Here is a 20896-nt window from a genome sequence, read left to right on the forward strand (position 1 = left end):
GAGGGGAAACAAGTACAGGAAAAGACTTACTAATAGAGGTGACCGGAAATGAAGCAGCATTTGTGGATCAATGGTAAATACGAAGAATCAGAAACATATGTGGAACTGACATCTCCCTACTCAAAAGAGAGGCTTGCAGAAGTCGCCATCGCAGACGGCAGCATGGTGAAAGCAGCCGTGGATGCTGCATTTGAAGCATTCTTTGAAATGAAGGAGCTTCCTGCGCACAAACGGGCAGATATTCTTAAACGAACAGCCGAGCTTCTAGCGGAACGGAAAGAGGAAGCGGCACAAATTATCTCAAAAGAGGCGGCAAAGCCGATCAAAACGGCACGGGCAGAGGTAGACCGCACAGTCATGACCTATACATTTGCGGCAGAAGAGGCAAGAAGACTCGACGGTGAGACGATCAGAATGGATGCAGCACCCGGAGGGGAAAACCGCACAGCCTATACGGTGCGGGAACCAATTGGCGTCATTGGTGCCATCACACCGTTTAACTTCCCAATGAATCTAGTGGCTCACAAGCTGGGTCCTGCATTTGCCTCAGGAAATACGGTTGTTTTAAAACCCGCAACCCAAACCCCTTTAAGTTCCTATTTTATTGGAGAACTTTTTCATGAAGCGGGTCTGCCTGCGGGCGCACTGAACATTGTCACAGGCAAGGGCAGCGAGGTAGGGAAGCATTTTACATCAGATGACCGGATAAAAGCCCTGACATTTACAGGCAGCCCAGAGGTAGGAAAAAAGCTGAAGCAGGAAGCCGGCATGAGAAAAACCCTTCTTGAGCTTGGCTCTAACTCGGCAGTAATCGTAAATGAAGATGCAAATGTTTCTGAAGTGGCAGCAAGATGCGTCACTGGAGCATTTGCATTTGCAGGGCAGGTATGTATCTCGGTGCAGCGTATTTATGTGCATGAGGACATATTTGATGAATTCGTGTCCCAGGCTGTTGAACAAACACGGAAATTGAAAGTCGGGAATCCGCTTGATGAGCAGACGGATGTATCCTCACTCATTTCAGGAGATGATGTGGATCGCGCCATCGCCTGGATTGAGGAAGCCGAAGCAGCAGGTGCAACGCGTGCGTGCGGAGGAAAAGAGTCAGAGAATCAGACAATCGAACCGGCCATTTTGCTGAATGTGCCTTCTGACACCAGTCTTTCCTGCCAGGAGGCATTCGCACCTGTTGCCATCATCAATTCCTTTCGGACATTTGATGAAGCCATTGAAGAAGTCAATAACTCCCGGTACGGACTTCAGGCAGGCGTATTTACAAACAGAGTGGACCTTGCATTTAAAGCGGCAAAAGATCTCCATGTCGGCGGGGTGATGATCAATGACATCCCGACGTTCCGCGTTGATCATATGCCGTACGGCGGCGTTAAAGACAGCGGGTTTGGAAGAGAAGGCATCAAATATGCAATGGAAGAACTGACCGAGTTGAAACTGATTTCATTCAATCATGCAAACATGTAATACAGCTGGGAAAAAAGAGTGAGTGCAATTCCTGCACTCTTTTTTTCTGGATTGAACAAAAGGGGGAGGAAAAGTGTGAACGAATATAAAACAGAGGAAAAAGAACTGAAAGGCAGGTCGTACAGGGCGACTGCGGTTTTTGACCATTTTAACAGCCGGATGAGAATTGATGATTACCGGGGAAATATGGAAGAACTACTCGCTGGTGCAGAAAAAGCAGCATTGGACAGCGGTTTCACCAAGCTCATTATTAAGGGGAAAAGCTCGGATATTCATGAGCTTTTAAAAAGACAGTATCAGCTTGAAGCAGTCATTAAAGGGTATTTCCACGGTGATCATGCCTGCTTCTTTACAAAATACTTCAGCGAGGACAGAAGAACGACGACTGAGTGGACGGAGCAGGACAGAATGATCAATGCCATTTATGAGAAAGAAAAAACGGCCTTTCCGGATACTTCAGGTTTTACCTTCCGAAAAGCAGAAAGAACAGATGCAGAAGGGCTTGCGTCTCTTTACAAAAAGGTATTTGAAGTGTATCCGACGCCGCTTCATTCTTCAGATTATATTGTGGAAACGATGAAAGAAGGGACGGTTTACTTTCTGGCTGAAAAAGATCAACAAATCGTCAGTGCAGCATCAGCGGAAATAAATTATTCCTATCATAATGCAGAGCTGACAGACTGTGCAACGCTTCCTGAAGCTAGACAGCACCGGCTGATGAGAACACTTTTGCTGAAGCTTGAAGACGTGCTCAGGAAAGAAGGCATTTACTGTGCCTATTCCATTGCAAGGGCAGCCTCTTTTGGGATGAATGCAGTTCTTTATCAGCTTGATTATGAATATACCGGCAGACTCACAAATAACTGCATCATCAGTACAAATCTTGAAAATATGAATGTCTGGTGCAAAGATTTGTCTGCCGAAAAGTGAGCGTTTGCTGCTGGAAAACCGGCACTAAGGGGGATTGCTATGGCGGACCAAACTAGAGATAAGCTCATCCATCATATTTTAGAGACAATTGATGAAGGCATTCATGCGGTTGATGAAAACGGGATGACGGTGTTCTACAATGAGATTGCAGCTTATCACGACGGACTGAAACCGGAAGAAGTCCTGGGAAAACATTTATTTGACGCCTTTCCATCTCTGTCAGAAGACACAAGCACACTTCTTAAGGCGATCAGGACGAAAAAGCCGATTTACCATCACACGCAGACCTACATAAATGTAAAAGGCGAAAAAATTGAAACGGTGAATACGAGTCTTCCTATTTTATCAGGAAACACTGTCATCGGAGCAGTCGAAATTGCAAAGGATTTTTCTGCCATCAAGCAGCTGACAGAGAGACTTGCAGACCTGCAGTCAAGAATATCGTCACCAGCTAAAGCAAAAGCGGTCAATGGAACCGTCTACAGGCTTGAGGACATTCTCACAGTCAGCAGCAATCTGCTTCATGTGAAAGAGCTGATAAAAAAGGTAGCAAGAACTTCTTCCAATCTGCTGGTCTACGGGGAAACGGGTACAGGGAAAGAACTTGTTGTTCAGGCGGTGCATAACGAATCTGCGAGAAGACAGGCGCCGTTCATTGCCCAAAACTGTGCCGCCCTTCCGGAAGCCCTTCTTGAAAGCCTTCTGTTTGGCACGGTGAAAGGAAGCTATACAGGCGCCGCAGACCGGGCAGGTTTATTTGAACTTTCCCACGGCGGCACTCTCTTTTTGGATGAACTTCAGTCGATGCCCATTAACCTTCAGGCAAAGCTTCTTCGCGTCATTGACGACGGGGCAATCAGAAGAATCGGCAGCAGCCGGGCGGTAAACGTTGATGTCAGAGTGGTTGCCGCCATGAATATCCTGCCTGAGCAATGTTTAAAAGAACATAAGATAAGAGAAGATCTTTATTTCAGGCTCAATGTGTTCGGGCTCAGCCTTCCTCCTCTCCGGGAAAGACCAGCTGACATCCCGCTCCTTGCGGCTGCTTTTATCAAAAAATACAATCAGGAATTTGGCAAACGGGTAACCGGCCTTTCAAAAGAGACTGAGAGCCTGCTGAGCAGTAAGCGCTGGCGGGGGAATGTGCGGGAACTCAAGCATTGCCTGGAATTTGCCATGAACATGTGTGATGAAGGGCAGATTCTGCCGAGCCACCTTCCTCCGTACTTAATGAATGAGGAAGAATCAGATGAAAGGGGCGGTTCCCTGCAAAGCAGGCTGTCAAAATATGAACGCGAGCTGATCCTTGATGCTATGCAGCAAACAAAAGGAAATGTCCTGAAAGCTGCAAAGCTTCTCGGCATTCCAAGACAAACCCTGCAGTACAAGCTCAAAAAATATCGTACTGACCAATATTCGGCACTGGAGTCAGAAGGATAGGGTGGGATTTGGATGGTTTATTCTTGACAGGTCAAAAAAACCGAAAAGAACAAAGCCGGATTTTCCGTGGATTTACTATCTGACTGAAAGGGTTGAACAGTCGGCTCCGCTTTTCTGGATTGTCCAGCTCCATCAGCCAACTCCTCTGTCAGAACAAAATCCCTGAAAAAGTCAAAACCGGACTATTCCGGGGATTTCTTATCTGACTGAAAGGGTTGAACAGTCGGCTCCGCTTTTCGAATTGTCTAGCTCCAGCGCTCAACTCCTCTGTCAGAACGGAACTGTCGGTAAAGGCAAAAAGCGCCTTTTCCGCCATTTCCTTATCTGACTCCCGGAGCTAAACGAGCGCTTCCGCTTTTCTAGATTGTCCAGCTCCATCAGCCAACTCCTCTGTCAGAACAAAATCGCCCAAAAAGGCAAACCCGGCCTTTCTGGTCGATTTCTTTTCTGCCTATCGGAGCTAAACGGCTGATTCCGCTTTTCTAGTCACCTTGGCACGCTTTTTGCATGTAATAGTGGTAAAGACCGAAATGGGGGAACTGCTGTGAAATACAACTTGTATAAGCCGAAACGCCATTGGAAAGATATTGAGCTGTGGAAAGATGTGACGGAAGAGCAATGGAATGACTGGCTGTGGCAGCTGACGAACACAATCCGGACACTCGGAGATTTGAAAAAAGTTGTGAACTTGACACCAGATGAAGAAGAAGGCGTCAAAATCTCTACGAAAACCATTCCTTTGAATATAACTCCATACTACGCGTGGCTGATGAACGAAGATGATCCGAGGTGCCCGATCCGCATGCAGTCGGTGCCGATTTCACAGGAGCTGAATAAAACCAAGTATGACCTGGAAGATCCGCTGCATGAAGATGAAGATTCTCCTGTACCCGGCCTGACCCACCGCTATCCGGACCGCGTTCTTTTCCTGGTGACAAATCAATGCTCCATGTATTGCCGTTACTGTACAAGAAGACGCTTTTCAGGACAAATCGGCATGGGAGTGCCAAAGAAGCAGCTTGACGATGCGATCGCTTATATTGCTCAAACACCGGAAGTGAGGGATGTTCTCATTTCAGGCGGTGACGGGCTTTTAATCAATGACACCATTTTAGAGTATATTTTAAAAAACTTGAGAGCTATTGATCATGTTGAAATTATCCGGATTGGAACGCGTGCTCCGGTCGTATTTCCGCAGCGCATTACTGAAAATCTCTGCAATATCCTGAAAAAATACCATCCGATCTGGCTGAATACCCATTTCAATACATCCATCGAAATTACAGAAGAGTCCAAAAAGGCCTGTGAGATGCTCGCTAATGCAGGTGTGCCTGTCGGCAATCAGGCAGTTATCCTTGCCGGCATCAATGACAGCGTTCAAATTATGAAAAAACTCATGCACGACCTCGTAAAAATCAGAGTCCGTCCGTATTACATTTACCAGTGTGATCTATCTGAAGGCATCGGCCATTTCCGTGCACCTGTTTCAAAAGGACTCGAAATTATTGAAGGCCTAAGAGGTCATACAAGCGGTTATGCCGTACCGACATTCGTAGTGGATGCACCGGGAGGCGGAGGGAAAATCGCTCTGCAGCCAAACTATCTGATTTCCCAAAGTCCGGGGAAAGTGGTTCTTCGAAATTTCGAGGGTGTGATCACAACGTATCCGGAGCCGGAGAATTATGTCCCGGGACTTGCTGAAGATTATTTCAATGAAATCTATCCGGACTCAGATTCGAAAAAATCATTGTCAGGCATTGCAGGTTTATATGAAGATGCACAGTTTAACCTGATTCCTGAGGGCATCGGACGCATCAGCCGAAGAAAAACGTTTGAAACCAATCCAGAGCATGCGAGCTTAAAGAACAAGCGGGAAAAGCGGGACGAATTAAAAGAGAAGAAATACCGTGCCCAGCTTTTAAAATCCGAAGATAAGAAGGCGGCGGAAAATGAGTGAGCGCTGCGAGTGGTGTGAATCGCAAAATGCCGTAAAAACAAGCAACCTTGTTCACTGGGAGCTGCCGGATGGATCACGCGCCATCGAAATTTCTGAAACGCCCTGTACGGAATGTCCGGATTGCGGCATCAGCTATCAGAGTGAGGATACAATCAATGAAATCGAAAATCAGCTCCTTCTGATCAATGTTAAAGAACTGCCAAACCGAGTGAATTTTGATGAGCTCATGAAATGGAAGCGCCATTTAAAGCGAAACTATTTTGACTTTACGTGAAACCTCAGACGATTCTGAGGTTTTCTTCTTGTCCAATCCGCGTTATAATAGGGGCACTTTACAAACCCAACGGAGGGGACCCGCATGAAATCTTTTTATCACTACCTGATGAAATACCGTCATCCGAAGCCTCAGGATGACATCAGCCGTTTTGCCAATGATGCTTACGATGATCACAGTTTCCCAAAATCATCCGACGATTACCATGAAATCAGCTCATATCTTGAGCTCAACGGCTCGTACTTGCCGGGTCTTGTCGTATTTGATGATGCCTGGGACTTGTATGAAATGGAAATCTTAAAAAAATCAGCACTTTGAGAGCAGTCCTGGCCAGGGCTGTTTTTTTGTTTTTTTATCTCAGAGAGAGGTGCTTTAACTTATATGCAGTGTAATTAAATATGGCATCTCTTAGCAGCGTATTGCCATATTTAGGTGATAATACGGGCAATAAATGGCGTCACTAAGGAGAGAAACACCACTTCATGATGCTGGCGGGATGGAAAAGTGGCGTCACTAAGGAGAGAAGCGCCACATCTTGATGCTGGCGGGGTAAAAAAGTGGCGTCACTAAGGACAGAAGCACCACTTTTTTATGCTGGCGGTGTGAAAAAGTGGCGTCATTAAGGAGAGAAGCGCCACATCTTGATGATGGCGGGACGAAAAAGTGGCATCACTCAAGGGAATTCGTTCACAATCGTGCTAGAAATAATAGGGGATGCATCTTTCTCCTTTGCAAGTATGCTTTATTCCTTGACAACTTTTCACCTCCGTCATATAGTTAATAAAGTTAATAGTTAAGTAAGTTAAGTATTAAATTGATTTGGAAAAACGGGAGGGGAACATGAATACACGTCAGGAGCTCACCTACGAATTTCTCTCGAATTACAGAAAGCTGAACAAGATGACCAGGGCACATTTGAATGAAATGCTTGAACCGATGCTGCCGTTTAATGAATTTATGGTGCTTAGGCTCGTGCATGAACAGGATCATCCGAATGTCAGCCGGATTGCAGATCTGCTGAGCGTTTCGTGCAGCCATATTACTTCAGTAAGTGAACGGCTGATAAAAAAAGGCTACTTAACACGTGGCAGGGCAAGCGACGACAGACGAGTTGTCCTTCTCCAGCTGACGGAAGAAGGCGAGAGAGTGGCGAAAACAGTAGAGGCGACCATCACAGAATACTTTCACCGGAAACTGGAAAACGTAACCGATGATGAAATGATTGTATTTAATCGCCTTTTAAAAAAATTATTAGAAGAAAACTAGAGGTGGAATCATGGAACATTTAAGTCACAAAGAAAAAATAACCATTATGATTGCCATCATTGCAGCAATGTTTTTTGCGGCAGTTAATCAGACAATTGTAGGGAATGCTCTTCCAAAAATCATTTCTGATCTTGGGGGGCTTGATTATTACAGCTGGGTATTTACGATTTACATGCTGACAAGTGCGATTACAACCATTCTTGTCGGAAAGCTTTCAGATATGTATGGAAGGAAACCGTTCATTATTATCGGGATCATCATTTTCTCTATTGGTGCCTTTCTTGCAGGTACATCAACTGACATTATTCAGCTGATCAGCTACCGCGGTATCCAGGGCTTTGGAGCAGGTATGATCATGTCGACTGCCTTTACGGCTGTAGGGGATTTATTTGCTCCAAGAGAACGGGGAAAATGGCAGGGAGCCATGAGTGCCGTGTTCGGGGTTTCAAGTGTATTCGGACCGACGCTCGGCGGATACATTGTCGATAACCTTGAATGGAAGTGGGTATTCTGGGTTTTCCTTCCGCTCGGAATTGTCGCGCTCGTACTTATCTGGAAGCTTTTCCCGTCCACGGAGAAAAAGCCTGGCCAAAAAGTTGATTACCTGGGATCGTTATTTCTTTCATCAGCCATTGTTGCAGCGCTTCTCGCGTTCTCCTGGGCAGGAACGAAATATGACTGGGGTTCAGCACAAATCCTTTCTCTTTTCGCGGCTGCAGCTGTGTCAGTGATCATTTTTATTTTAGTTGAAAGAAAAGCTGTTAGCCCGATTCTGCCGCTTGATCTGTTTAAAAACAGCATCTTTACCATTTCAAATATCATAGGGTTTGTCATTGGGGTCTCCATGTTCGGCGGTGTCATGTATGTTCCTTATTTCATTCAGGGCGTGCTCGGCTACTCGGCTACTCATTCAAGCTTCCTGACAATGTCCATGACGCTGGGCCTTGTGTTTGCAAGTGCTCTTGGCGGACAGATTATCTCTAAAACAGGGAAGTACAAATTGCAGGCGATCATCGGACTGTGCATTTCTGCAGCGGGCCTTTATCTGCTGTCAACCATGACGGTAGACACCTCGCAGTATTTGCTCGTATTTTACCTGACACTTGTCGGCTTTGGAATCGGAATCGGCATGACCGTGTTTACACTTACTGTGCAAAATGCAGTAGAACAGAAACTGCTTGGTGTTGCAACCGCATCCTCGCAGCTGTTCCGTTCAGTAGGGGGAACAGTTGGTGTTGCCATCATGGGCACACTTCTTAATTCTCGCATGCAGGATAAGATGGCTTCTATGGGCAGCGCAGGTGACACAAATCAGATGGCTGCATCGCCTGAACTTGCGGGAAAACTGGAATCTCTGCAAAACCCTCAGCTGCTGCTTGATCATGAGAAGCTTGACGGCTTAAAGAACACACTTCCTCCTGAAGCGGTGCCTTTCTTTGAAAATGTCATCCGTCAGCTGCAGGATTCACTCAGCTACGCATTATCCGGTGTTTTCATCTTTGTGACGATTACAATGGCGCTTGCGATTCTCTTAACCTTCTTTATTAAAGAAATTCCATTAAGAAGTGCAAAGGATCAGCCTTCAGTAAAAAAGGAAAAAACATTAAAAACCGGAGAACTGCAGGGCAGCGAAAACTAATGTAAACCAAGGTGCATGAGCACCTTGGTTTTTCCTGCGTGAAAAGGTATAAAACGGGGCAGTGGACATACATATAGAATTGAACATTCTATGACGTCTGTCCGCGAAGAGTGGTTTTTGCTAAAATCCTGCATTATAATGAAGAAAAAAGCTGATGGAGGAACACCTTATGCCTCAAACACCGATTGACCGTTTCAGATTTATGGGATTCATTGAAGGAGCTTCACTGCTTATCCTTCTGTTTATTGCCGTGCCGCTGAAGCACTTGGCGGGTATTCCAATGGCCGTTACGATTGTCGGCTCATTGCACGGATTCTTTTTTATTGCCTACCTCCTGATCATTGCATATACCACGTATAAAATCAGATGGTCTTTTGCCTGGGTATTCAGTGCAGTCGCTGTTGCATTCATTCCATTTGGAAATTTAGTTCTAGATTCAAGACTTAAAAAAGCTAATTTATAATCCAAAAAATAACCCAGTCACGGGTTATTTTTTTTGATCTTTCATAGTTGCATCTTTCGTCCCATGCCGGGAGATTTCAAAAGGAGTAAACTGAAAATGTTTAGTTTGCAGAAAATTCTAATAAAGGTGTGATTTCGTGAAGAGAAAAATGTTAACGGTTACATTGGCGGCATCACTGCTTGCCCCTGTTGTCCCTGTGACCAGCGAGCATGGAAGAGTGACGGCCGAACAAGAAGTTTCTATTCCTGGTGCACACGATTTAAAAGAGGTTTATTTTGACGGCGTAAATGAACATTTTTTAACAACTAAGAATCCTGTCCAGTATCAGCAGGCCACTCTTTTTGGGAATCTCGGACTGACGCCTTATCTTTGGGGCAGTGCGGCAGAGGAAACAGGCTGGCACCAAATGTACAATCCGGCCCCGGTCACAGGAACTCAGGTTACTGGAGCATTTGAGGATGCGAAGTTTGTGATTCGTATACCCGATTACTGGAACGGGAAACTGGTATCTGCGGGAATTCCGGCAACGCGCAATGAAACCTCGACAGATTTGCTCTTCAGTGATTTTGTATTAGAAAAAGGATACGCTTTTGCGGCCATTGATAAGGGAACTCAGGGGACAGCAGATCCTGCTGATCCATTTGCAAAAGCGAAAAATGCTCTCGCCAAAGAGGATGATTCAGTTGCCGAGTGGCACAAAAGGTACAGGCAGATAACGGCGGCAGCTCAAGCCTACCTCCAAACAAATTATGCGGACAAGCTCATCTCTCCTGAAGACAAGTCAAATGCTGCACATCACCTGATTAGAAAAAATCACCGCGTGCCTACATATGCAATCGGAATTTCAAATGGAGGGTATGTGGTCAGGTACGCGCTTGAGCATGACGGACGGCAGAAAAAAGAAGACAGGCTTTTTGATGGCGGCGTAGACTGGGAAGGCGTACTGTGGACAGAAAAGCAGCCCAACCTGATTTCCTCTTTGACAGCGGTTGTCAACCATGCCGAGCCTGCCATATACGGCAGCGGAAAAGAGAAAGAAAAAGCGGTTAAAGAGCTGTATAAAGCAGGGGTTCCAAAAGGATCCGAAGCATTGTGGAGCTATCATGACCAGGTGTACTGGTTTATTACCGCAAATATTTACCGCGACCACTTTGATCCCAATGCACCTGAACGCATTGACTGGAGAAATTACTTGAATTTTGTAAGCGAAATAAGGGACCGCAGCTATGACTCTATTTTTGAAAACTACCGCTACCCATCCCGCCCTAAAAGCGTGAAAGAAAACATTAAAGAGGTTGCAAATACGGGAGATATAGATGTTCCGCTTATCAGTTTCACGGGTACCCTTGACGCTCTGATTTTCCCTGACATTCATGCAAAGGGTTATGAGAAGCTTGTTAAAAAAGCAGGCAAGGAAAAGCTGCACCGCATGTACTACATCGAAAACGGCAATCACGTGGACAGCCTTGTCTGGAATGGTGCAACGGATCCAGATAAAAACCTCCAGCCGCTCTTGCCGTATGCCCATCAATCCTTTGATTTGCTTGTAGACTGGGTAGAGAATGGTGCAAAGCCTCCAGAAAGCAAGGACATTCAGACACCTGATAATCCAATAAAAGTGATTGATATCAAGACCGGAAAAGAGATAGATCCGTTTTAAAAATGAGAAATCCCGTTTCAGTACGGGATTTTTTTGATTTAATAGATAAGAGGTGAAAACAATGGCGTTTATTTTAGTTAAAGCTGTAATCGAGGATTCGGAAATGCTCCACAGTGGACAAGTCAGTGCTTTCAAACCGCTGCTCGAGAGATACAGGGACTTTGACACAAGCCCTGCGAATGAACCGATCTCTAAAGTTCGAAGCCGAATAAGGGAAGGACACTTTTATAAGGTGATGGCAGACGGCCAGTTTGCAGGAGCCATCAGAATTAAACGTGGTGAAGAAACTGAGAGCCATTGGATCAGCCCGATGTTTATTCTGCCGGAGTGGCAGGGACGCGGATTTGCCGCCAGGACCATTCAGCTTGCAGCAGAAAAATATCCAGAGGCAGGTAAATGGGAACTTGCGACTATTCTTGAGGAAGAGAAGAATTGCCGTGTTTATGAAAAAGCAGGTTTTACGCGAACTGGAGTAAAGAAAAAGCTGAATGATGCAGCCACACTGGTGTACTTTGAAAAAAAACGGTGAGCGTGCCTGATTCTTTTTCCGATGTATGAATAGCTGTGGATCATTTCTTTCTTTCCGTTCTAAATTTTCTGTCTTTAATTTACGGTGCCAAATCAGTATAATCCTGGTGTTGTCTGTGCTATTATTTAGGAATGCGAAATATATTGACAGATACACAGATAACTTAGGAGAGATAAAGTGAGTACATTAGTAAAAGCACCGCTGTGGACAAAGTCGTTTGTGATGCTCATGGTTGGAAATTTGTTTATTTTTATGTCGTTTCAGATGCTGATTCCGACGCTTCCGCCCTACATAAAGTCTCTTGGGGCCTCAGGTCTTGAAATCGGGCTTGTGACTGCACTGTTTTCAATAGGAGCTGTATTAAGCAGGCCGTTTATAGGTTATATGCTCGAATACAGGACACGCAAGCCGCTCGTGCTTGCCGGAGCTTTAGCCCTTCTTGCCATTACCATCGTATATCCGTTATCAAGCATGATTTTCATTTTTCTGCTTTTTCGGTTTGTTCATGGTCTTGCCTGGGGGTTTTCTACAACAGTAAACGGTACGGCTGCCGTAGATGTGATTCCGAAATCGCGTCTTGGTGAAGGCATGGGCTATTTTGGCCTGTCCGTTACGCTTGGAATGATTATTGCGCCAAGCCTTGGGATTTATCTTTTTGGCGTTACTTCATTTAACAACTTAATTTATATTTCATGTGCTCTTGGCCTGATTGCGTTTGGGCTGCTTGCAGCAGTCCGGTATCACACGCCCGAGTCGGTAAAAACGACTAAAAAGGAAGACTTGTCTTTTTCATATATGGGATCTCTAGTTGAAAAGTCTAGCTGGTATCCTGCATTCATTACGATGATTGCAACTTTTGGATATGGTTCAGTTGTCACATTCATCGTGATATTCGGTGAGGAGCGGGGGATAGACCAGATTTTTCTTTTTTACTTGTTTAATGCCATTATGGCATCTGTTTCAAGGCCGGTTTCAGGGAAATGGTTTGATCAGAATGGACCTAAGGGTTTAATTATTGTATGTTCGGCCTTAACCTTTGCAGGACTCTGGGTTCTGTCACTCTCCCATACAAATGCAGGAATAGCTGCCGCCGGAATTCTGTTTGGAATCGGCTTTGGTTCCCTGCTTCCGACGCTTCAGTCTTGGACGCTCTCCATGACCCCTGACAACAGAAGGGGAGTAGCGAACGGCATGTACTTTTCTGCGATCGATTTTGGAATCGGATTAAGCGGAATTGTCTTCGGAATTCTCGCCCAGTTTGTTGAAACGGCTGTGCTCTTCCAAATTTCGAGCATTTTTCTGCTTATTCCGGTGGTGTTGACGCTTCTTGAAGGAAAACTAAGCAAAAGAGAGCATTTGGTTTTAAAAGAGAATACGTGATAAAAAAGCAGGTCTGACCATCCAATCAGACCTGCTTTTTCGTCGATTATTTTTTTTGCTTCCATTCACGTGCAAGCATTCCGTAAACAGCATGATCCACAAAATGATCATAAAGCCATTCTGCCTCTCGGATAGTGCCTTCATGTTTATAACCGAGGCGTTCTGGAATGCTTCTGCTCTTCGTGTTTTCTGCTGCCGCCCTGATTTCAACTTTGTTCAGTCCGTATTCATTAAAAGCAATCTCTGTCAGTGCTTCGGCGACTTTTGTCATAATGCCGTTTCCTTGAAAATCTTTACCGAGCCAGTATCCGATATAGGCGGTTTTGTTTGGCCAGCTGATGGAATTGAATCCTGCTGTACCCGCTATTTTTCCTTTGTAAAGAATGACTGTGCTTAAGCTTTTATTATCGGCAAATCCACGGAGAGTGCCTTCAATAAATGCCTTTGTATCTTCTTCCTTGACTGTGAAATCAAGCCAGGGAAGCCATTCTTTCAGATGACTTCTGGATGAATCAGTGAGTTCGAACAATTCCTTTGAATCTCTGATTTCCGTTAATTTAAGTGAGAGTTCATCATTAATCTTATGTATAAACATTGAAATTCCCCCAATCTTTGTCTATTTATCTACTATACAGAAAAAGAAAAAGGCTGCCAATCCCGGCAGCCTTACTTAAATTACGCTTTTTTCTTTCTTGAACGGAGTTTATCAACCGTTATAAACAGGGCAGGCACAATCAGCAGGGTCAGGATCGTCGAGAAGAGAACCCCAGAAACGATGCTGATGGCGAGCGGTTTAAAGAGCGGATCGTTGCTGAATGCAACAGGCAGAAGGGCAACAAGCGCCGTGAATGCTGTCAGCAAAATCGGGCGGATTCTTGCGCGTCCGGCTTCAATAACAGCTTCGGCACGGTCGTAACCTGCTCTCATGCGCTGTTCGATAAATTCAAAGAGAACAACAGAGTTCCGGACGACGATTCCAGCAAGAGAAACGATTCCCATTGTGGCCATGAAGCTGAACGGTGTCTGAGTGACGAATAATCCTGCAACAGCACCGGCAACTGCAAGATAGACTGTTCCAAGCACCAGCATTGGAAGAGAAAGAGAGTTAAACTGAAAGGCAATCGTGATGTAGATCAGAACAAGTACAACTAAGAACAGAAGACTGATTTCAATGAAGAATTTCGTCTGATCGTCGTTTTCTCCGCCGAGAATCAGCGTATATCCTTCACTTGAATAGTTCTCCTTATAGTCATCTACGATGGATGCGACATCCTCTTTGAACGTTTCTGATTCACCAGGATATGCTTTAAGTGTAATCGTGCGTTCCCCGTTTTCACGCGGAATGGTCTGATACTGCTCTACTGTTTCTGTTTCAATAAATTGACTTAGAGGAGCCGTCTGAGGCACGGGACCTTCAGATTGAAGAGGAACCAGAATTTCATCCAGCTTGATGCCTTCTTCATGTACAGCAGGATCCTGTTTGATCAATAAGTCTATATTTTCACTGTTATTTTTGAAGGTTCCCATAGGTACGCCTTCAGTTACTAAACGAATCTGATCACTTACAAATTTCGGATCAAGGCCGCTTTCTGTTAATGCTGTGCGGTCAAGCTTATATTGAACAGAAGCAACAGGCTCTTTCACATTATCAATGATCAGTCCGCTGTCTGCATTTTTAATGTCAGAAGCGAGTTCGTTTTTAATCTCGTTCAGTTTGTTGAAATCCTCGCCGCTTAATTTCACGGTAACAGGTGCACCAGTTGGAGGACCCTGAACAATCGTTGTTAAGAAAATTTCGGCTTCAGGATATTTTTCCCTGAGTGTATCTGTATGTTCTTCAATAAATCCATCAGCTGTAACGGCTTCGTTGTCGATGCGTGTGACAATCTGTCCGGTATTTGGACCTGCATTTTCAACCGTTTCACTAAAGAGACCGGGTACTCCCGAGCCTGTAAAAATAGCTGTCTCTTCTGTTTCTTCAATAGCGAGAAGATCGGTTTCCATTTCTTCAAGGACAGTATTCGTTTCTTCGAGGGTATAATCTGTCGGCATTGTAACCGTAACAGTAATTTCTTTCTTGTTTGCTGACGGGAAAAACTCGAACGGGACAAAGAACGCCAGCAGGAAGATAAGCGTCGTTCCGATAATACCGGTTATTCCTATTAAAACCGGACGCTTAACAATTTTTTTAAGCAGCGTGTCAGCATAAAAATCAGACAGCTTCTTCAGTGGGCCTCCCAAAAAACCAGGCTCCTTTTCACTGACGCGGATTTTCCGCTTGTTCACGGCGTACTGGTAAACAGGCACCAGTGTAAGCGAAATAATCATGGAAGCGGCAACGGTCAGGATCAGCACAGATGGCAAAGAACGGATAAACGAACCATTTGCACCTGACAAAAGAGTAAGCGGCAGGAAAGCAAAGATTACGGCGAGTGTAGAAGTCACAATGGATCCCCAAACCTCTTTTACGCCATCTTTGGTTGCCTGCAGGGCATTTCCATTTTTCTGAAGCTTATATTGTCTTAAAATATTGTCATTGACGACAATCGCGTCATCAACAAGAATTCCCAGGGCAATGATCAGCCCAATGACCGAAATCTGATTCAAATCCACATCCAGAAACGGCAGCGGAAGGGTTCCGAGCGTAATGGAAAGCGGAATAGCAAGAGATACGATAAAGGCTCCGCTCAGAGTAAGCCCGAGGGTAGTAATTAGGATAACTGCAAGTACAGCAATGGCAGCCTCTTTGATCAATTCATCAAATATTTTATCTACATCCGCTTTTTGCGAGTAGTAGGTTTTCAGTTCCACATTGTCAGGAAGGCTGAGCTCGTCTTTTAATTCCTTATCGACCTTTTTAAAAGTGGCAGGAATATCAAGACCGGATTCGATGTTTACGGTGAATGAATAGGCAGGTTTGCCTTCAAAAGAAACGATATCTTCCTGCTTTTTTTCCGTCAGCACAAGGTTTGCCGCATCTCCGATTTTGACAGCTTCCTTAGTGATTGGAGACAGTACAGTTAGGTCTTCGATTTGATCAATATCCTTGAACTGATCGAGAGTCAGACGGATCGTTTCACCGTTTTGTGACGTTTCGCCAAGCGGTGTTGTCTTGTATTCGTTGTTGATGGCTTCAATAATGTTAGAAACATTCAGGCCATTTTCTGCAAGAGCTTCACTGTCAAGTTCCAGGACAGCCTCTTTTTCTTTGAATCCTTTTATGGTGACGCCTGATACGCCATCAAGGTCCTGAATCTTCTCTTTTAAACGGAGTATTTCTTCTTGGCTCTGTTTAAGTGTATCTGTGCTTTCTGCTGTAAACATGTACGATGCTACAGGCAGCCCTGTCTGAGCCTGTTTGACCTCAGGATCAAATGCTTGCTCAGGAAGTTTGGAAGCGGCATCCGATACTTTTTGCTTTAGGTCGGATGTGATTTTTTCTATATCCTCGTCATCTTCAACTTCAACTATGACATTTGAGAATTCTTTTGCCGAAACAGAATTCAGGCTCGCAACGCCATCAGAGTTATTAATGGCATCTTCAAGCACTTCTGTTACATCACTTTCAACGACCGCTGCTTCTGCACCCGGATAAACCGTTGAAATGGTTACGATGTTGGCCGAGAACTCGGGCAGTTCGCGTTTAGGAAGCTGATAAAATAAATAGCCTCCGACAAGAATAATAACGAAAAATAAAATGATGATTAATTTTCCGCGTTTGAGAAAGCTCTCGAACATAAATAAGTTCCTCCTTCAATTAGGTCAAATTTGACTATTTAAACTATAGCACACTTGAAGCGTGATTTTCATTTCCGAATGTGTTAAAAATTTGTGAACGGAAAGAAAGAAGATAAATGTAAACTTAAGATTACAAAAATTAATTTTTTGTAAATTTTTTTGTTGTTTCTAGCAGTCATTTTGATATGATGGAGTGAACATTATGTAATTATTTGATAAAGGTGAGTGTAGGATTGTCATATTTTAATAGGAATAAAAAAAGCATGTTTCTCTTTTTTACCATTGTCTTTACAATCAGCGGATTCTGGTTTTTGAAATCATTGTATTTCGTACATGAACTGGGAATGTCCCCGCACAAAAAGTTTATTCTCACAGCATCGGCTGGTCTGGCATTATGTCTGGCTGCCCTCCTTTCCACAGGCAGATCCATTGTAAAATTCACATCTGTCTTTCTCATTTATTTTTTACTCTCGCTTTTGCTGTATGCAGACGTGCTGTATGAACGTTATTATGACGGTATTCTGAATTTAAAGCTTGCAGGGCAGGCGGGTCAGCTTGGAGATGTTAAAGACTCTATTCTATCTTTGGTTTATCAGACCGACTATCTTTACTGGGCTGATGTTCCGGCAGTTGCTTCAGTTCTGATATTCTGTTACTGGCTGAAAACAGAGGAAGTGCGGAAATGGCAAAGCAGGGCAATTTTTGCAGCTGGTGCAGCTGCCCTTATTTTTACTTCTTTCTTCCCGTTTAAAGACACTTTTTCAGATCAGTACAAAGTTTCACTGACTGGAATTCTGCCTGCACATATTTATGACTTTAAACAAATGACTGTAAACGAAGCATTTGCCTATGAAACGTTTATTGGGGATAAAAAGAAGACTGAAAAGCTTCAGGCATATTTCAGGAAGAACTACGAACTGCAGAAGAAGTCACCTTATTTCGGCAGATTCAAAGGCAAAAATGTCATTATGGTCCAGGCAGAATCCCTTAACGTATTTCCCGTGGGACTGACCATTGACGGGGCAGAAATTACACCTAATTTGAATAAGCTGATTAAGGAGAGTCAGTATTATCCCAATACGTATCTTCAAATTGGCCGCGGAAATACGTCGGACGCCGAATTTGTAGCCAACAATTCAATCTACCCGATGGCGCCAAAAGGAGTTTACAATGCTTTTCCTGAAAACAAATTTCTTTCGCTTGGAAACATTCTGAAAAGCGGAGGCTATACAACAAGTGCCACCCACGGCAATATCCCGGCCTTCTGGAACAGGGAAGCAGCCTATGACAATCAAGGCTACGAAACGTTTTATCATAAAAATCATTCAAACATAGAATCTGATGAAATCATCGGAATGGGCATATCAGACGAGAGTATCTTCAGACAAATGACCGAAATCTATGCAAATGAAACGAAGCCATTCTATAGTTTTATTGTTTCCCTCACGAACCACAGACCGTTTGTTATGCCAGAGAAATACCGAGAACTTGAACTTCCGGCCAGATTTGACGGGACCAATACAGGGCATTATCTGCAGTCTGTCCATTATTTTGACAAAGCATTGGGTCTCTTTATTCAAGACCTCAAAGAAAAGGGGCTTTGGGACGAGTCCATTTTTGTCGTCTATGGTGACCATTACGGACCTCTCCCGATGGATGAAAAAGAGATTAATAACCTGCTTGGAGTTCCGTTTGATGAAAAAGCACAATTTAATATCCCTTTGATTATTCATCATCCGGATCAAAAAGAAGGCACTGTCAATGAAGTGACTGCCAGTCAGATGGATATTGCCCCGACAATCACTTCGCTTCTTGGAATTGAACAGCCGTTAATTCAATTCGGCAGGCCGCTGGACTCAGTTACAGAAGGCTTTGCGGGCTTTGCATATGAAACAACGAGATATTCATTTTATTCCGATAAGTATGATTATGCAGCTTCGCATACCGGCAACTTTAAATCAGGAAAATGCATAGATAACAGTTCAGGAAAAGTAACGGATGTTGAAGCATGCAGAGAAAACTATGAAAAACTTGTCCAGGATATTGAGTGGTCATCTATGTTCCTTGAAAATGACCTCCTTTTAGAGCTTTTCAATAACTATTGACTGTGACGCCAGATTGATGGGCAGCAAGAGGCCTTGAGCCGTCCAAAAACCGTGTATCCAAACAGATGCACGGTTTTTTATTTGAAAGGACGTTTTTAATAAAGGAAGGCTGAAATGCTTGAATGAATTTTTTTGAAAGCGCATTAAAAAGTGATTTACAAAATTTTCTATCAGTTTTATAATTTTATAGTTGCAAAAAAATACAGACAGCAAAGGGGGAACATCAGATTGATCGAAGTGCGGGATTTAAAAAAGGAATACAAGCTGGTAAAGAGAGATCCAGGTTTAAGAGGAGCAGTGAGAGCACTCTTTAAACGTACATACGTGACGAAAACAGCTGTCAAAGGAGTTACTTTCAAAATTGACCGCGGGGAAATGATTGGGTACATCGGTGCAAATGGTGCCGGAAAGTCAACAACCATCAAAATGCTGACGGGAATTTTGACACCATCTTCTGGGGAAGTAAAGGTTGGCGGAATTGTTCCCTATAAAAACAGAAAACAAAATGCAAAACAGATCGGTGCGGTTTTTGGCCAGCGGACACAGCTGTTCTGGGACATACCGGTATCTGAGTCGTTTGATCTGCTCAAACATATTTATGAAGTGCCTGAAGAGCAGTTTAAAGAAACACTTGATTTGTTCACAGAGGTCCTGCAGCTGAAACCGCTCCTTTCGATACCGGTAAGGCAGCTTTCGCTGGGGCAGAAAATGAGATGTGAGCTTGCAGCAGCATTTCTCCACAGACCGAATGTCGTCTATTTAGATGAACCGACAATCGGGCTTGATGTGGCAGTGAAGGTGCGGATCCGGAAATTTATCAAAGAGATGAATGCCCGGTTTGGAACGACGGTGCTTTTGACAACGCATGATATGCAGGATATTGAAGAGATCTGCAGCCGGATCATCATCATTGACAATGGTTCCATCTTATATGACGGCGGCCTTCATGAAATAAAAGACACGTTCGCGGCCAAGCGGGAAATCCACTTTGAAGTCGAAAATGTGCAATCGTTCTCATACCCGGCCGCTATAAAGGCCAGAACAGAGCTTAAAGTAGTCGATGAAGACCAGCAGCAAAAGGTCATCCTTGCATTTTCTCAAAAGGATGTGGCTGCTTCAGAAGTGATTTCTGCGGTTTTATCTGAAAATGACATTATTGATTTATCTTTAAACGATCCAAAAATCGAAACCATTGTAGAAGAAATTTATAACCGCGGACTATAGGGGGTTTTAGGAAATGACGAAATACCTGATGTTTGCAAAATCCCAAATGCAGATCAACACTGCATACTCCGCGTGGTATTGGGCTGGAACAGCATCATCCATCATGCGTCTGATGATCATGTTTTATTTTTGGCATGCCGTTTACGACGGAAAGGACACCATTCAGAACCTTACTCTGCAGGATATGCTGACGTATATTGTGGTGGCCATGTTTATTCAGGGGTATGTTTCCGGTGTTGGGAATGAGCTGGCACACGATATCAGGGACGGGAACATTGCCATTGAACTGATGAGGCCTTATGATGTGATTTTTAAACTGATATTCATGGATTTTGGCGGAAAGATCACACATTTTTTCAGGGAAACCCTGCCTTTGATGGTGATTGCCTTTTTGTTCATCGATCTGTCTCTTCCCGGCTCGGCGGAAGCGGCACTCCTGTTTATCATCAGCGCGGCACTTGGAGTCTGGATTGGCACGTTCTTTGATTTGATGATAGGCATCATTGCTTTTTGGACGGTAAACGTCTGGGGTCTGAGAGTCCTGAAAGAGGGAGTCATCACGTTTTTCTCCGGAGCTCTTGTTCCGATTACGCTTTTTCCCGGATGGCTTGAAACATTGAGCTCTTATTTGCCGTTTCAGGCGATGGTATTTACGCCTGTTTCTATATATACAGGTATTCTGAAAGGCAGTGATGCATATCTTGCTCTGCTGATTCAGCTTGGCTGGTGCTTCGGAATGTTTCTTATCATGAAACTGATTTGGTCCCAGGCGATCAAAAAAGTGACCATTTTCGGCGGGTAAGGGGGTAATA

18 protein-coding genes are annotated in these 20896 nt (G+C 44.2%); 16 read left to right on the top strand and 2 right to left on the bottom strand.

Annotation, left to right across the window (positions count from 1 at the left end; genetic code table 11):
* The first annotated feature begins 48 nt into the window (after window positions 1–48).
* The 13 genes from RKD52_RS10320 to RKD52_RS10380 all read left to right on the top strand — a co-directional run bounded on the left by RKD52_RS10320 (window position 49) and on the right by RKD52_RS10380 (window position 13017).
* The gene (locus RKD52_RS10320) at window positions 49–1479 is read left to right on the top strand and encodes an aldehyde dehydrogenase family protein (protein WP_454099647.1); all 1431 of its coding nucleotides are present in this window, start codon (window positions 49–51) and stop codon (window positions 1477–1479) included.
* A gap of 75 nt (window positions 1480–1554) precedes the next feature.
* The gene (gene ablB, locus RKD52_RS10325) at window positions 1555–2409 is read left to right on the top strand and encodes a putative beta-lysine N-acetyltransferase (RefSeq protein WP_454099648.1); all 855 of its coding nucleotides are present in this window, start codon (window positions 1555–1557) and stop codon (window positions 2407–2409) included.
* Window positions 2410–2448: 39 nt separating this feature from the next.
* A complete protein-coding gene (locus tag RKD52_RS10330) occupies window positions 2449–3849 on the top strand; it encodes a sigma-54 interaction domain-containing protein (RefSeq protein ID WP_454099649.1) in 1401 nt (466 codons plus the stop codon).
* 1 nt (window position 3850) lies between these two features.
* A complete protein-coding gene (locus tag RKD52_RS10335; RefSeq protein WP_454099650.1) occupies window positions 3851–4015 on the top strand; it encodes a hypothetical protein in 165 nt (54 codons plus the stop codon).
* A 378-nt stretch (window positions 4016–4393) separates the two neighbouring features.
* Window positions 4394–5806 carry a lysine 2,3-aminomutase gene (gene kamA, locus RKD52_RS10340; protein WP_369733459.1) on the top strand — a complete coding sequence of 471 codons (1413 nt, stop codon included), beginning with the start codon at window positions 4394–4396 and terminating at the stop codon, window positions 5804–5806.
* A complete protein-coding gene (locus tag RKD52_RS10345; protein WP_454099651.1) occupies window positions 5799–6080 on the top strand; it encodes a YokU family protein in 282 nt (93 codons plus the stop codon). Before kamA ends, RKD52_RS10345 begins: the two co-directional genes overlap by 8 nt.
* A gap of 84 nt (window positions 6081–6164) precedes the next feature.
* On the top strand, window positions 6165–6398 hold the full coding sequence (locus tag RKD52_RS10350; protein ID WP_369733457.1) for a YozE family protein: 234 nt from the start codon (window positions 6165–6167) through the stop codon (window positions 6396–6398).
* Window positions 6399–6920: 522 nt separating this feature from the next.
* Window positions 6921–7346: a MarR family winged helix-turn-helix transcriptional regulator gene (locus RKD52_RS10355; RefSeq protein ID WP_454099652.1), complete on the top strand. Its 426-nt coding sequence runs from the start codon at window positions 6921–6923 to the stop codon at window positions 7344–7346.
* A gap of 10 nt (window positions 7347–7356) precedes the next feature.
* Entirely contained in the window at window positions 7357–8985 is a 1629-nt protein-coding gene (locus RKD52_RS10360) for an MDR family MFS transporter (RefSeq protein WP_454099653.1), read from the top strand.
* Between the two features lie 169 nt (window positions 8986–9154).
* Window positions 9155–9448 (top strand): DUF3817 domain-containing protein, encoded by a 294-nt coding sequence (locus RKD52_RS10365; protein ID WP_454099654.1) that lies wholly within the window; start codon window positions 9155–9157, stop codon window positions 9446–9448.
* Window positions 9449–9584: 136 nt separating this feature from the next.
* On the top strand, window positions 9585–11108 hold the full coding sequence (locus RKD52_RS10370) for an alpha/beta hydrolase (RefSeq protein WP_454099655.1): 1524 nt from the start codon (window positions 9585–9587) through the stop codon (window positions 11106–11108).
* Window positions 11109–11169: 61 nt separating this feature from the next.
* On the top strand, window positions 11170–11637 hold the full coding sequence (locus RKD52_RS10375) for a GNAT family N-acetyltransferase (RefSeq protein WP_454099656.1): 468 nt from the start codon (window positions 11170–11172) through the stop codon (window positions 11635–11637).
* A 222-nt stretch (window positions 11638–11859) separates the two neighbouring features.
* Window positions 11860–13017: an MFS transporter gene (locus RKD52_RS10380; RefSeq protein WP_454101191.1), complete on the top strand. Its 1158-nt coding sequence runs from the start codon at window positions 11860–11862 to the stop codon at window positions 13015–13017.
* 46 nt (window positions 13018–13063) lie between these two features.
* On the opposite strand, the gene RKD52_RS10385 is transcribed toward RKD52_RS10380, so the two are convergent.
* Window positions 13064–13612, bottom strand: a complete 549-nt coding sequence (locus RKD52_RS10385; protein ID WP_454099657.1) for a GNAT family N-acetyltransferase — start codon at window positions 13610–13612, stop codon at window positions 13064–13066.
* A gap of 80 nt (window positions 13613–13692) precedes the next feature.
* Window positions 13693–16755 carry an efflux RND transporter permease subunit gene (locus tag RKD52_RS10390; RefSeq protein ID WP_454099658.1) on the bottom strand — a complete coding sequence of 1021 codons (3063 nt, stop codon included), beginning with the start codon at window positions 16753–16755 and terminating at the stop codon, window positions 13693–13695.
* Window positions 16756–17018: 263 nt separating this feature from the next.
* Between RKD52_RS10390 and RKD52_RS10395 the strand changes: the two genes are divergently transcribed.
* From RKD52_RS10395 to RKD52_RS10405, 3 genes are all read left to right on the top strand, one after another.
* A complete protein-coding gene (locus tag RKD52_RS10395) occupies window positions 17019–18860 on the top strand; it encodes an LTA synthase family protein (RefSeq protein WP_454099659.1) in 1842 nt (613 codons plus the stop codon).
* Between the two features lie 228 nt (window positions 18861–19088).
* Window positions 19089–20084, top strand: a complete 996-nt coding sequence (locus RKD52_RS10400) for an ABC transporter ATP-binding protein (protein WP_454099660.1) — start codon at window positions 19089–19091, stop codon at window positions 20082–20084.
* Window positions 20085–20097: 13 nt separating this feature from the next.
* The gene (locus RKD52_RS10405) at window positions 20098–20886 is read left to right on the top strand and encodes an ABC transporter permease (protein WP_369733447.1); all 789 of its coding nucleotides are present in this window, start codon (window positions 20098–20100) and stop codon (window positions 20884–20886) included.
* The last annotated feature ends 10 nt before the right edge of the window (window positions 20887–20896 follow it).

Source organism: Metabacillus sp. SLBN-84, assembly GCF_053629595.1.

What these genes read in the sequence shown, in the direction of transcription:
- RKD52_RS10320 (WP_454099647.1), top strand. Translation starts at nt 49, where the DNA reads ATGAAGCAGCATTTGTGGATCAATGGTAAATACGAAGAATCAGAAACA.
- RKD52_RS10330 (WP_454099649.1), top strand. Translation starts at nt 2,449, where the DNA reads ATGGCGGACCAAACTAGAGATAAGCTCATCCATCATATTTTAGAGACA.
- RKD52_RS10345 (WP_454099651.1), top strand. Translation starts at nt 5,799, where the DNA reads ATGAGTGAGCGCTGCGAGTGGTGTGAATCGCAAAATGCCGTAAAAACA.
- RKD52_RS10350 (WP_369733457.1), top strand. Translation starts at nt 6,165, where the DNA reads ATGAAATCTTTTTATCACTACCTGATGAAATACCGTCATCCGAAGCCT.
- RKD52_RS10355 (WP_454099652.1), top strand. Translation starts at nt 6,921, where the DNA reads ATGAATACACGTCAGGAGCTCACCTACGAATTTCTCTCGAATTACAGA.
- RKD52_RS10360 (WP_454099653.1), top strand. Translation starts at nt 7,357, where the DNA reads ATGGAACATTTAAGTCACAAAGAAAAAATAACCATTATGATTGCCATC.
- RKD52_RS10365 (WP_454099654.1), top strand. Translation starts at nt 9,155, where the DNA reads ATGCCTCAAACACCGATTGACCGTTTCAGATTTATGGGATTCATTGAA.
- RKD52_RS10375 (WP_454099656.1), top strand. Translation starts at nt 11,170, where the DNA reads ATGGCGTTTATTTTAGTTAAAGCTGTAATCGAGGATTCGGAAATGCTC.
- RKD52_RS10380 (WP_454101191.1), top strand. Translation starts at nt 11,860, where the DNA reads ATGCTCATGGTTGGAAATTTGTTTATTTTTATGTCGTTTCAGATGCTG.
- RKD52_RS10385 (WP_454099657.1), bottom strand. Translation starts at nt 13,612, where the DNA reads ATGTTTATACATAAGATTAATGATGAACTCTCACTTAAATTAACGGAA.
- RKD52_RS10390 (WP_454099658.1), bottom strand. Translation starts at nt 16,755, where the DNA reads ATGTTCGAGAGCTTTCTCAAACGCGGAAAATTAATCATCATTTTATTT.
- RKD52_RS10395 (WP_454099659.1), top strand. Translation starts at nt 17,019, where the DNA reads ATGTTTCTCTTTTTTACCATTGTCTTTACAATCAGCGGATTCTGGTTT.
- RKD52_RS10405 (WP_369733447.1), top strand. Translation starts at nt 20,098, where the DNA reads ATGACGAAATACCTGATGTTTGCAAAATCCCAAATGCAGATCAACACT.